Annotated in this window: 12 protein-coding genes; 11 read left to right on the top strand and 1 reads right to left on the bottom strand. The window is 29.7% G+C overall.

What is annotated here, in order from left to right:
• Nucleotides 1-86 precede the first annotated feature (86 nt).
• From CPAL_RS09430 to spoIIR, 10 genes are all read left to right on the top strand, one after another.
• Nucleotides 87-914, top strand: coding sequence for a DUF975 family protein (locus tag CPAL_RS09430; RefSeq protein ID WP_061858036.1), 828 nt, complete (start codon nucleotides 87-89; stop codon nucleotides 912-914).
• Between the two features lie 87 nt (nucleotides 915-1,001).
• Entirely contained in the window at nucleotides 1,002-1,898 is an 897-nt protein-coding gene (gene yabG / locus CPAL_RS09435; RefSeq protein ID WP_061858035.1) for a sporulation peptidase YabG, read from the top strand.
• Between the two features lie 253 nt (nucleotides 1,899-2,151).
• Entirely contained in the window at nucleotides 2,152-2,388 is a 237-nt protein-coding gene (locus CPAL_RS09440; protein WP_061858034.1) for a Veg family protein, read from the top strand.
• 204 nt (nucleotides 2,389-2,592) lie between these two features.
• Nucleotides 2,593-4,152 (top strand): DUF3794 and LysM peptidoglycan-binding domain-containing protein, encoded by a 1,560-nt coding sequence (locus tag CPAL_RS09445; protein WP_106024484.1) that lies wholly within the window; start codon nucleotides 2,593-2,595, stop codon nucleotides 4,150-4,152.
• Nucleotides 4,153-4,318: 166 nt separating this feature from the next.
• On the top strand, nucleotides 4,319-5,161 hold the full coding sequence (ispE, locus tag CPAL_RS09450) for a 4-(cytidine 5'-diphospho)-2-C-methyl-D-erythritol kinase (protein WP_106024485.1): 843 nt from the start codon (nucleotides 4,319-4,321) through the stop codon (nucleotides 5,159-5,161).
• 170 nt (nucleotides 5,162-5,331) lie between these two features.
• The gene (locus tag CPAL_RS09455; protein WP_106024486.1) at nucleotides 5,332-5,523 is read left to right on the top strand and encodes a CLC_0170 family protein; all 192 of its coding nucleotides are present in this window, start codon (nucleotides 5,332-5,334) and stop codon (nucleotides 5,521-5,523) included.
• A gap of 48 nt (nucleotides 5,524-5,571) precedes the next feature.
• Entirely contained in the window at nucleotides 5,572-7,032 is a 1,461-nt protein-coding gene (locus CPAL_RS09460; RefSeq protein WP_106024487.1) for a spore germination protein, read from the top strand.
• A gap of 26 nt (nucleotides 7,033-7,058) precedes the next feature.
• Nucleotides 7,059-8,159 (top strand): GerAB/ArcD/ProY family transporter, encoded by a 1,101-nt coding sequence (locus tag CPAL_RS09465; RefSeq protein ID WP_106024488.1) that lies wholly within the window; start codon nucleotides 7,059-7,061, stop codon nucleotides 8,157-8,159.
• Nucleotides 8,149-9,333: a Ger(x)C family spore germination protein gene (locus CPAL_RS09470; protein ID WP_061858028.1), complete on the top strand. Its 1,185-nt coding sequence runs from the start codon at nucleotides 8,149-8,151 to the stop codon at nucleotides 9,331-9,333. Before CPAL_RS09465 ends, CPAL_RS09470 begins: the two co-directional genes overlap by 11 nt.
• Before the next feature lie 131 nt (nucleotides 9,334-9,464).
• Nucleotides 9,465-10,118 carry a stage II sporulation protein R gene (gene spoIIR, locus CPAL_RS09475; protein WP_106024489.1) on the top strand — a complete coding sequence of 218 codons (654 nt, stop codon included), beginning with the start codon at nucleotides 9,465-9,467 and terminating at the stop codon, nucleotides 10,116-10,118.
• Here the strand turns inward: spoIIR and CPAL_RS09480 are convergent.
• Complete coding sequence (locus CPAL_RS09480) at nucleotides 10,115-11,278, bottom strand: MGDG synthase family glycosyltransferase (protein WP_106024490.1); 1,164 nt, start codon at nucleotides 11,276-11,278, stop codon at nucleotides 10,115-10,117. The genes spoIIR and CPAL_RS09480 overlap by 4 nt on opposite strands.
• 131 nt (nucleotides 11,279-11,409) lie before the next feature.
• On the opposite strand from CPAL_RS09480, the gene ypeB reads away from it, so the two are divergent.
• Nucleotides 11,410-12,765, top strand: a complete 1,356-nt coding sequence (ypeB, locus tag CPAL_RS09485) for a germination protein YpeB (RefSeq protein WP_106024491.1) — start codon at nucleotides 11,410-11,412, stop codon at nucleotides 12,763-12,765.
• The last annotated feature ends 83 nt before the right edge of the window (nucleotides 12,766-12,848 follow it).

Raw genomic sequence — 12,848 nt, forward strand, 5'->3', positions numbered from 1 at the left:
GTATATGTCTGAATAAATTAATTTTAGATAGGAGGGAAGGCGATAAAAATCAGAAAAAATGATTCTGATAAAAAGCCTAACTAATAATGAAATATAAAAATATATATGAGCTAAAAAAAGAAGGTTTGCAAAGCCTTAAAGGAAGATGGGGAATAGCTATATTAGTATGCTTAATTGCAGCTATAATAACAGAAGGTCTTTCTATTTATGCAAGAATTTCCACTATATCAGATGTTTTTAGTAAAGGTCTATTTTCAAGTCTTATTAATTTAGATTTTCTATCAGAAGGAATAGGAACATCTTCTATAATGCTAAGATTAGATTTTCTTGTAAGCTTGTTATTAGGAGGAACTATTACTTATGGACTTAACAGCTTCTTCTTAAATCTAACTAGAAATGAAAATCCTCAAATTGAAAATCTATTTTCTGGATTCAAGTACTTTGGAAAGAATTTTCTTATTCAGCTGGTTATAGGGATATTTAATATTATTTGGACTATAATAGTTTTTATACCGATTATTTCAATAGGACTTATTACAATAATAGGATCCTTTTCAAGCTATTCTGGTTTAACAGAGCTAGAACAGATGCATTGGAATGCACGAAGAGAAATACTGATTATTATGGTGGTGTTATTTATAATTGCTTTTATAATTGTTGAACTTATAGTTCTAAGATATGCTTTAGCATTTTATATTCATAATGATATTAGAGATGCTTCAGTTATGGATTGCATAAATTATAGTAAAGAAATGATGAGAGGGCATAAATATAGGTTATTATTATTAAATTTAAGTTTTATAGGGTGGCATATTTTGTCTATTTTAACTTTAGGAATAGGGTACATCTGGCTTAGACCATATATTTTTGCAACAAGGGCAGGCTTTTATAATGATCTTAAACAAAAGTCATAATAAAAATGCTTGGCATTTTATTATAGTCACCTTCATTATCCCTTTGGCATACTATGAAATATAAGTTGTAGTATTGGGGATGATAGTTTGGAAATAGGAGATGCTGTAGTAAGAAGATCTTATGGAAAAGATATTACTTTTAAAATAATAGATATAAAGCATAATGAATATGGAGTTATTTATGTACTTAAAGGCATAAATATGAGAATAATAGCTGATTCTCCAGAGGATGATTTGGAATTAGCAGGCGGAGAGAATATGAGTAAAAAAGAAGCTGCATTTAATAAAAAGGTTAATAATTGTATAAAAAAGATATTGATGAATAGAGGTGTTGAAAAAAAGTATAGAGGAGAAATAGAAGAAACTAGGGGGAAATCTAAGAATCAAAAAAAAAATAAAGAACATATACCCTCAATGCTTTTCGGAAGACCAGGAAGAGTACTTCATGTTGATGGAGATTCTGAATATTTAGATGTATGCTTAAAAACCTATAAACAGTTATCTGTGGAAGCAGTTGGACATGTGATCCCAGAGGCAGAACAACCAATCCGTGTTCCAGAGCTTGTTAGACAGCTAAGGCCTGATATAGTAGTATTAACTGGTCATGATGCTATTTTAAAGGGTGCAGAAGATTATATGAACCTTGATAATTATAAAAATTCAAGATATTTTGTTGATACTGTAACTCAGCTTAGAAATTATGAACCTAATTATGATGATTTAGTTATATTTGCAGGGGCATGCCAATCTTGCTATGAAGCTATACTAGATGCAGGTGCTAATTTTGCAAGTTCTCCCAATAGGATACTGATACACTGTTTAGATCCTGTATTTATCTGTGAAAGGGTAGCTTATACCAATATAGACAAAGTAGTATCTATACATGAAGCTATACAAAACACTATAACAGGGGCAGATGGCATTGGAGGGCTTCAGACAAGAGGAAAGTATAGAGAAGGTTTCCCAAAGTCTAAATACTCTTAAATGTACTTTAAAAATGTTATTTGATAAAGTTTATATTTTTTATGTATATTTAATAATAAAATTGAAGATAATAATAATATAAACGTATGAGTTAAATAAATTTAGCTTCAAGTTACGTTTAGCACTTGAAGCTAAATTTGTTTACAGAAAATTTACATTGACAACTATAATATATTAATGATAAAATTATTAGTTATTTGACATTTGAGGATATGTACTGTATAATATATAATGTAGAAAGAGGGTGCTTGTGATGGAAAGAAGAAATATATTAGCGACTATAAAAAATGAGATGGATGATCACATTGGAGAAAAGGTAACGCTAAGAGCTAATAACGGAAGAAGAAAAATTATTGTTAGTAATGGAATATTAGAAAAAACATATTCAAGTATTTTCGTTGTTAGGTTAGAAGACGACACCCAAAGGACAGTCACATATAGTTACTCAGATGTTTTGACAAAAACGGTTCAAATAGACTTTGCTGGCTGAAGAAATACTGAAATTTCAGTATTTCTTTTTTTATAATAAAAAACATTTTTAATCCAAAGTATTTCTAAATAGTTTTAAATGATAGCCTATTGTTCCAGGATTTTTACTCCTATAAAATAAGTAATTATTTTATAAAACATATCATATTTTTTATTGAGAGGATATATAAATTAGTTAGTAGGTATTTTATGGGAGGTAGAATGGATGGCTATGGAATTGATAAAGGAAAATATAGAGTACGAACAACTTCTAGGAGAACAGACAGTTGATAATATGATAAAAGAAGAATATGTTATACCTGATGTACAGCCAGATGTGAAAAAAATCTTGATGGTAGATGCTAAGCCTAAAATTGTTAGTAAAGAGGTGATGCAAAATAAAGTATATGTAGAAGGAAGAGTAAAATGCAATGTACTTTATTTAGCAAGTGTAGAAGAAAATAATGAGATTTTCAATGTAGTGTACACTAAGGATTTTTCAACTTATATCGATATGAATGGCGCTAAGCCTGATATGAGCTGTTCATTAGAATGTGATATTGAACATATGGAATGTAACATAATTAATGAAAGAAAAATATCTATTGAAGGAATCGTGCAGCTAAAGTTAGGGGGTTATAATAAATATGAATTTGATGTTATTAAGGATGTAGATGATTTAGATAACATTCAACTTTTAAAAAATCCTTGTATTATAGATAAGGTCATAGGTAATGTAAATGGAGAATTAATAAGCAAAGCTCATATTCAAGTTCCAATGGACAAACCAGAAATAGATAAGATTTTGAACTGCGATGTTACTGTTCATAAGGGAGATGCAAAACTTAAAGAAGGTAAAGTTGAAGTTGAAGCCTTTACAAAAATAAAAGTTTTATATAAGGCAGTAGAAAATAGAGAACTATGCAGTTTGGAGGAAGACGTATTTATTAGCGAAGAACTAGACTGTCCAAATGCAGATCAGTTCATGGAGAATAGTTTGGAATTTGTAGTTGATGATATAGAATTTGATGTTAAAGAAAATGATTTAGGAGAAAACCGAATTGTTGATGTTGAAGCTTTAGTAAAATGTTATGTTAAAGTTATGCATAAAGAAGAAGTGGACATGATAGAAGATGCTTACTCACCTTCTAAAGTGTTAAGGATGGACAAAAAAGGTTATGAACTTAATACTATTCTAGGACATAATATAAATGAAATTATAATTAAAGAAAACATAGAATTAGAAAATAATATGCCAAAACCAGTTGAAATCATTATGTCTACAGGAAAGATATCAGTAACAGATAAGAGAATAGTAGAAGATAAAGTAATCGTGGAAGGATTATTAAATGTTAATGTGCTATATAAGACATCTGATGATGATAAATATGTAGCTACAGTAAGTGAAGATATTCCATTCAATTGTAGTGTAGAAGTATCTGGAGCTAAGATTGATATGGAATGCATAACTAAAGCGTATCTAGAAAATTTAGAAGCGTCTATAGAAGCTGGAACTATAGCTATAAAAGGTATTGCAAGGGTTTATGCAAGAGTTAATTATGTTACTCATAAAGAATTCTTAGTTGATATAGTTCCTCTTGAAGATGAAGTAGTAAAGAAAAAAGCTAGTATAACAATTTATGTAGTCCAAGATGGAGATACATTGTGGAAGATTGCAAAAAGGTACTACACTACTATAGAGGATTTGATTAATATTAATGAGTTAAGCAGTGACAACATAATGCCTGGACAAAAGTTGATTATACCAGGAAGAGCAGTTATATAAAGGAAGTTTAGAAATTATAAACGGGAAAGGTTTTCTAAAAATATAGTTAATAAAAATAAAACTGTAGGTGTAGACTAAGTCTATACTTATAGTTTTTTTGTTTATAATTTTATGATATAATGTTAAAATAATGTATACTTAAATAGATGTTGCGGGGGAAATGTATATGTTGATTAAAGCATACGCTAAGATAAATATATCCTTAGATGTAGTTGGGAAAAGAGAAGATGGTTATCATCTTTTAGAGATGATAATGCAAAATATAGAGTTATATGATATTTTGAGGATAGAAAAGAGCAGAAGATATATTAATATTGGGTGCAATAAGCCTTATGTACCTACAGATGAAAGAAATTTAGTTTATAAGGCTGCTAAGCTATTTATGGACGCTTATAATGTAAAAGGTGGAGTAAACATTAGTATACATAAAAACATTCCTGTAGCTGCAGGACTTGCAGGTGGAAGTACAGATGCTGCCGCGACCTTATTAGCTATGAGAAAATTGTATGAATTAGATGTTAGTGATGATGAGCTTAGGAAGCTTGGGCTAAACATAGGTGCAGACGTTCCGTACTGTATAAAAGGGGGAACTGCTTTATGCACAGGCATAGGAGAAATAGTAACTCCTCTTAAGCCATTTAAAGGGCATATATTAGTTTTAGTTAAACCTAATTTCGGTGTATCAACTAAAGAAGTGTATAAGAATTTAGATTTAAATAAAGTACATAAACATCCAGACACTAAAAGATTGATTAAAGCTATTGAAGATGATGATATCGTATATATTAGTCAAAATATGAGGAATGTGCTTGAAAATGTAACATTAAAAAAGCATATTATATTGAAGGAAATTAAAGAAAAAATGATTAGAGGTGGAGCGTTAGGTTCCATGATGAGCGGAAGTGGGCCATCTGTGTTTGGATTCTTTGATGATATGTTAAAGGCTCAAAGATGTTATGATCATTTTAAAGAGAAATATAGTGAAGTGTATTTAACTAGAACAATTTAAGTATAATCGTATTCTCCATGAGGTGGAGAATACGATTATTTTTTTTGCGAAGAATACAGTTCTTCTTTTTGTAAAGAATATTGTTATTCATTTTGTGAAGGATATTATTATTCATTTTGTGTATATTTTGCTGCTAGAAGACAAAAAATAGGCTGAGTAGGAGTGATATCATGAGAATTATAAATTTATTCGGAAAGTATTTTTTGGCATTGCTTGTAATACAGGGAACAGTGTTATCTTTAATAGATTCAAAAGATTTGAAGAGGTCAGGAATGGTTGAAGCATCTAGAAAAGCAAAAGCTATTGGAAATGCTGTAATTATATTAGGAGTTATATTATTTGCTTTAAGTTTGTTTATATAAGTCTTAAAATTAACTCCAATATTAAAGTGTGTGGAAGGTGTGATAAGTTTGAAAGAAATAATCAAAGAAAGCATATCTAGGCGCGTTAAAGAAGATGTTAAATACATGAAGGAACTTTTAAAAGATAATTCAGATATAGTGTTTAGAGAGTTTCGAATTCATGAATTAAATGCAGCTATTGTGTTTATTGATGGGCTGGCAGACAAAAGTTTTATAAGTGACTACATAATGGAGAGTGTAATGCATGAGGAATCTGTAAAATATCATGTAGATGAAATAAAAGAGAGGATATTAGCTGTAGCTGATATGAAAGAGGTTGATACTCTAAAAGACGGAATAAATGCTGTACTTTCAGGAGAAACCTTGCTGCTTATAGATGGTCTTAGAGTTGGATATGTTATAGCTACTCGTGCTTGGCCAGCAAGAGGAGTAAGTGAACCATCAGGAGAAACTGTAATAAGAGGTGCTAGAGAAGGTTTTACAGAGACCATGAGGTTTAATACAGCTTTAGTAAGAAGAAGAGTAAGAGATACTAGATTGAGAGTTGTTCCAAAGTCTTTAGGAACTAGATCAAAAACAGACGTAGTTGTAATGTACATAGAAGATATTGTGAATAAATCCATTGTTGATGAATTAAATAAAAGGGTAGATAATATAGAAATCGATGCTGTATTAGACAGTGGATATGTAGAACAATTGATAGAGGATAATCCTTTTTCACTATTTCCTCAGATACAAAGCACAGAAAGACCGGATGTGGTAGCGGCAGCCTTATACGAAGGAAGAGTAGCTATGTTAGTTGATAACTCACCATTTGCCATTATAGCTCCAGCAACTTTGCCTACTCTATTTCAATCACCTGATGACTATTATCAGCGTTGGATAAATGCTTCATTAATGAGAATCTTAAGAACTATTGCCGTAGTATTATCTTTAATTCTTCCAGCATTATATGTCGCAATTACCTCTTATCATACTGCAATTATACCATCAAGGCTTGCTTATTCTATAGCAGCTTCTAGAGAAGGAGTGCCATTTCCATCAGTTGTAGAGACTTTGATTATGGAATTTAGTTTTGCCCTTTTATTAGAAGCTATATTAAGGCTTCCAAGACCTATAGGTTCAACAATAGGTATAGTAGGAGGTCTTATTATAGGGCAGGCAGCTGTAAGTGCAGGAATAGTGAGCCCTTTAATGATAATAATAACCAGCCTCACAGCTATTACTGAATTTATTACGCCTAATTACGAAGTTTCTATTGCACTCAGATGTACAAGATTTTTATTAATAATTGCCTCTTCGGTACTTGGTTTGTATGGTATAATGCTGGGACTTATATTGCTGCTCACACATTTACTAAGATTAAAGAGTTTTGGTATACCATATTTAGCACCAGCTGTTAGTCCAGACGCAAATGATTTGAAGGATATGTTTATAAAATTGCCTCTTAGATATTTTAAAAAGAGACCAAATTACATGAAAACTGTAGATAAGATAAGACAAAAATGATTTTGAAAGAGGTGTCATGTATCCTTATGAATAAAAAGAACATTTTGAGTCAATATGATTTATTTGTAACTATAGTGGTGACTGTAGTTGGAAGTGCTGCATTTACCTATCCAAGAAAACTTAGTGAAGTCATAGGAAGTGAAGGATGGATTGTAATAATTTTAAGTGCACTTATGCTCCTTCCGTTTCTATATATAATCTATAAGGCTATTAAAGTTAATGGGTATAGAAGACTTGTAGAAATGTTACAGAGGAATTTTGGAAAATTCTTAGGAAATGCTATAGCGTTATATATAGTGTTAACTGGTATATTTATAATGGCTATAGAAATGAGAACTTTTGCTGAAGTAATAAAGATGTATCTCTTAAATAGAACACCTACAGAATTTATAATATTAGTAATGTTTCTTGTTGGAGGATTTCTTGTAAGGGGAGAGATTGAAAGTGTAATAAAATTTAATGAAATAGCTTTTTGGTTAATGTTTGTACCTGTGCTGATAGGAATACCTTTTGTATTGAAAGGATCAGACTTTTCGAACATACTTCCTATATTTGTTCATGAGCCTTTAGAATATATAAAAGCTACAAGAGTAAGTATTTTCAATTTTTTAGGCTTTGGAATATTATATATGATAATTCCTATGGTAAAAAACAAAAAAAGTATTGTAAGAGTCACATTTAAGAGCCTAGTCTTTATAAGTGTTTTTTATATCATAATAACCTTGTCAACTTTGTTTGTGTTTTCAAAGGAATATAATTCTCAGTTATTGTGGCCAACAATAAGTATGTTTTCAACTGTGGATATGCCAGGAAACTTCATAGAACGCTGGGAAGGTATAGTTATGGCCTTTTGGATAATCTTTTACTTTACTACTTATATAAATATATATTATTTTAGCTCTGAAATTATTAGAGATGTATTTAGGTTGGAAGATGTAAAAGTATCATTGGTATTAATAACTCCTATAATATACATACTATCCTTATATCCAGAAAATATAGCTGAAGTATACAGTATTCAAGATAGGTTTATTCCATATACGGATCCTATAGTAATTGGAATATTACCTATTGCACTATTGATTACTGGTCTTATTAAGGCAAGGAGAGTTAAAGATGAGATATAAAAAGATAATAATTTTAGCATTAACTTGTTGTTTTTTAAGTGGATGCTGGGATAAGGTAGAAATTGATAGGAGAAGTTTTATATCTACCATAGCTATTGATGTAGGGCAAAATATAGATGATGAGGAAAGGTTTAAAGAGATAAAATCCAATGAAGTTTTTAAAGAGAAGGACTTTAAAAAATTAAATGTTATTTTTGGGCTTCCGAATATTAGTGAACTAGGGCCTGAGAGTGGAAGTACTGCAAAAGAGCAGATTGTAACTACTGAAGCCTTTTCTATGCAAGATGCGGTAACAGAATTGGCGGCTAAAATGAGTAGGAGCGTGTATACTGGTCATTCTAAACTTCTGATACTAAGTGATAAAATAATTGAATATCCTGAAACGATGAAAGAGATATTTGATTATTTAGAACGTCAGCCAGATATTAATAAAATGATGTTGGTGGTTGTGGCAAAGGGTAATGCAGAAGACTTTGTAAAATTTGAACCTAATATGGAAAAGAATATTGAATCTTATATAACAGGGCTAATGGAAAATGGAATTAGCAACTTTAGTGTTCTTCCTGTAAGGTTAAATGATATCTTTATATCCTTGTATAAAAATAAAACTGCTGTAATACCAACTATAGAATTTGACAAGATTAATAAAAATCAACTTAATATATCTGGAGTTGCCTTGATAAAAGACTATAAAATAGAAGGATATTTGACGCCAGAAGAAGATGCTTCATTAGAAATATTGAAAGGCAAAATAAAGGGAGGAAAAGAGGTCATATTGATAGATGGTCATCCTGTAGAATTACACATAACAGGCATAAAGAGGAAAATTTACTTAGAAGATGATACTAATCCTAAAAAACTAAAATTTAATATACAGGTATTATTAGAAGGGCAATTGAAGGGATATTATATAGACAGCGATATATTTTCACAAGGTGAAATTAAAAGAATACAAGATAGTTTTAATGATGTAATAGAAAGAAAATGCGAAAAGGTAGGAAGGATAATTCAGGAGCAGCATCCTATAGATGCTATAGGACTTGAAGAATATATTGAAAAATTCAAACCACAATTATATAAGAAAATAAAAGATAATTGGGAAGAAGTTTATAAAAATGCGAATATAGATGTAACTGTAAATACTAAAGCAAGAAGACTTGGGGTTACAAAATAGTTATAAGATTGGAGAAAATAAATTTAAATTTTTTCCAATCTTTTTTTATTGAAGTGTATATATTTAGAAATGTATGTCAATAATTTTAAATGTAATAGATAAGTAGGATAAAAAAATGGGGGACAAGTATTATGAAAAAAATAATTGCTATTATGAGTTTTTTAACATTATTATTAGGAATTATACTAGGAGTTTCTTATATGAGAGCTGATGCTAGCCAAAAAACAATTGCAAATAAACTGATAAGATTTCATGTTATAGCTAATAGCGATACTACAGAAGATCAAGCTTTAAAATTGAAAGTAAGAGATGAAGTTTTGAAATATATAGCTCCAAAACTTAAAGAAGCAAAAAATATAAATGATTCAAGAGAGATATTAAAAGCAAATGATGAAATCATAAAAGAAATAGCTAAGAAGGTAGTTAAAGAAAACGGTTATACTTATACTATTAATACATCCTTATCTCATGAAAATTTTCCAGTTAAGAGTTATGGAAATGTAACATTACCAGAAGGAAATTATGAAGCTTACAGGATTATAATAGGAAATGGAGAAGGGCACAACTGGTGGTGCATAATGTTTCCTCCTCTATGCTTTATCGACGTAACAAGAGGGCAAATTGCCTATGATGAAACAGAAAAAGAAATGAAGTCTGTGTTAACAGAAGATGAATACAAACTTGTTAATAATCAGGATGAAGATATTGAAAGCAATCAGATAAGATTCAAATATAAGATTGTAGAAGATATAAAAAGTATATATAGAAAAATCCAGAAACATTAATTTTTCTGGACTTTTATGTTGCTTATGTAATTTGATAAGTTATCTTGACATAGGCAGTACATTAAAGTATATATATCATCTCCAGAATTAGGTTTTACATAGTTTATATAGTTTCGCTTAATTCTTTCTAATAAAAAAGGATTTTCTAATAAATCATTAACGAGGTTATTACAATTTTTTATATCATCTAAGTAAATGGCCAAATTGTTTTTAGTTAAAAATTCAACATTTTTTTCTTCTTGACCAGGAATTGGAGAAAATAAAACAATGGGGATAGATGAAATCATAGCTTCTGTTATTGTTATTCCACCTGGTTTAGTAAATAGTAAATCAGAAGCCTGCATATATTTATTTATTTCATTAGTATATTTGAGGATTCTAATATCTTTAAAAAAGTTACTCTTTAGCTTTACTAGTTGGTTATAAAGTTTGGAATTTTTCCCTGTTACAACTATCATTTGCATATCATTTTCTATCTTATCTAGTTTATTGCAAAGTTCTAAAATCTTACCTATGCCTAAACCACCGCCCATTATTAAAATAGTAAATTTATTAGGAGATAAATTTAAAGAACTTAAAGTTTGTACTCTATCATATTTTTTAAAAAATTCCGGATTAACAGGAATACCAAAGTTATAAATTTTATTTTCATCTATTCCTTTTTGAGAAATATCTCTAATCAGGCTTTTATTTGCTGTGATATATGCATCTATACCTTTGTGAAACCAAAAATTATGGGGAGCGTAATCTGTAATTATGGTAATTACAGGTACATTTAATCCTAATTTTAGTTTAAGCATAGATAGCATTTCAGTAGGTATAGGATGAGTTGATATTATAGTGTCTGGCTTAAAATCATCTATGAGCTTCTTAAGTTTAATTGATAACAAACTATTAAATTTAGAATTTAATTTTATGGATGAAGATTTACTATTAAAATCTATGATATAATACAACTTTCTATACAAACTTGGTTTAAGTTGGATTATTTTTAAATAACTTCCAATAATTATTTTATTTAATATGGGACTTATATAAGTTAGAGTATCAACAATCATAACATCTGAAGTTCTATCTTTTGATAATATGTATTTTTTCATGGCTAAAGAAGTTTGCAGATGACCCTCACCAGCAGAAATTGAAAAAATCAATGTTCTCATTTTTTTCACTCTTTCTTTATCTTTAATGTAATCGCGCTACTAGTAGTATAACCAAAATGTATAACAATAATTATTAGAACAAATACTATTCATAGGAATTTTATGATAATAAGTGGGAGGAAACATTAGATATGAATAAGAAAAGAATCGTTTATACTATAGCAGTAGCCTTTATAGTGGTTTTTTCTACTACTTTTGCTATTTTAATGACGCTTGAAAGAACAGATTATAGGAATTATCTTCAAGGTGAATATTCTAAAAATATGTATCAATTAATTGATTCAGTGAAAAATATAAAAACTGATTTAGCGAAATCCGCAGTAATAGGATCTAAAGAGCAAGGTTTAATAGCTTTTGGAAATATATCTAAATATGCAGACGCGGCTAATGATAAACTACATTCTCTTCCTATACCTCAGGAGGATTTAGATGGAACAAGTAAATTTTTATCTCAAGTAAGTGACTTTGCTTATAGCCTTGCAAGAAGCGCAGCTCAAGGGAAAACTTTATCTAGTAAGGATTACGACAACATAGAAAATTTGAAAAATGAAGCTGATTATTTGCTAATTCAACTAAATGAGATTCAACAAGATATAAATGAAGGCAGAGTTAAATGGGGAGAGGTGCGAAAAAGAGTTAGTTTAGGATTAAATAAATCCGAAACTAATTTACTATCTAGCAAATTTAAAAACGTACAAAACCAAGTAGTACAATATCCAGCACTAATATATGATGGACCTTTCTCAGATAATATTTTAGAAGTAAAACCAAAGATTTTACAAGAGAAAGAGATTACAGAAAATAACGCTAAAAATATTGTAAAAAAGCTTTTAGGAGCAGATAAAGTTGAATCTATAATAAAAAGAGAGGATGGAAAGACGAAGATACCTTCCTATAGTTTTAATGTAGCTTTAAAGGGAAGAGAAGAAGAAGATGTTGTATGTGAAATAAGCAAAAATGGAGGAAAGGTTGTTTATTTAATAGATAATAGAGGGGTAAATGAAGAAAAAATAGATGTAGAAAAGGCTGCTTCAATTGGTAAAGAGTATTTGAAAAAGATTGGATACAGGAATATGGAGCCTACTTATACAATAAAGGCTGATAATACTGTAACCATAAGCTATGTGTATCATGAAAAAGGTGTAGCTATTTATCCAGACCAGATAAAGCTAAAAATATCCCTAGATAATGGAGATATACTTGGAATAGAATCACAGCAATATCTAATTTCTCACGTTGATAAAAGAGATATACCAAAGCCTAAAATTTCAAAAGAAGAAGCGAGGAAGAAGGTTGGGAAAAATCTAAAAATAACTTCAACAAGTCTAGCTATAGTACCAACTGAAACCGATAAAGAAGTTCTTTGTTATGAGTTTGTTGGAAAATGTAAAGATGATGATTTTATTGTTTATATAAATGCAGAAACTGGATATGAACAAAACATTCTTCAAATCATAAAAACAAAGGATGGAGAACTAACAATTTAGGAGCAAATTAAAAGTCGAATTATTGATATTAATAACTTAGAATTGAGAGTTACTATGGTTTCGAAGCAGCGAAACAGTTTTAA

Source organism: Clostridium thermopalmarium DSM 5974, from assembly GCF_002995795.1.
GTDB lineage: Bacteria > Bacillota > Clostridia > Clostridiales > Clostridiaceae > Clostridium_H > Clostridium_H thermopalmarium.

Bases quoted from the DNA above. Each gene is read 5' to 3' on its own strand.
- CPAL_RS09430 (WP_061858036.1), top strand. From the start codon at position 87: ATGAAATATAAAAATATATATGAGCTAAAAAAAGAAGGTTTGCAAAGC.
- CPAL_RS09440 (WP_061858034.1), top strand. From the start codon at position 2,152: ATGGAAAGAAGAAATATATTAGCGACTATAAAAAATGAGATGGATGAT.
- CPAL_RS09445 (WP_106024484.1), top strand. From the start codon at position 2,593: ATGGCTATGGAATTGATAAAGGAAAATATAGAGTACGAACAACTTCTA.
- ispE (WP_106024485.1), top strand. From the start codon at position 4,319: ATGTTGATTAAAGCATACGCTAAGATAAATATATCCTTAGATGTAGTT.
- CPAL_RS09455 (WP_106024486.1), top strand. From the start codon at position 5,332: ATGAGAATTATAAATTTATTCGGAAAGTATTTTTTGGCATTGCTTGTA.
- CPAL_RS09465 (WP_106024488.1), top strand. From the start codon at position 7,059: ATGAATAAAAAGAACATTTTGAGTCAATATGATTTATTTGTAACTATA.
- CPAL_RS09470 (WP_061858028.1), top strand. From the start codon at position 8,149: ATGAGATATAAAAAGATAATAATTTTAGCATTAACTTGTTGTTTTTTA.
- spoIIR (WP_106024489.1), top strand. From the start codon at position 9,465: ATGAAAAAAATAATTGCTATTATGAGTTTTTTAACATTATTATTAGGA.
- CPAL_RS09480 (WP_106024490.1), bottom strand. From the start codon at position 11,278: ATGAGAACATTGATTTTTTCAATTTCTGCTGGTGAGGGTCATCTGCAA.
- ypeB (WP_106024491.1), top strand. From the start codon at position 11,410: ATGAATAAGAAAAGAATCGTTTATACTATAGCAGTAGCCTTTATAGTG.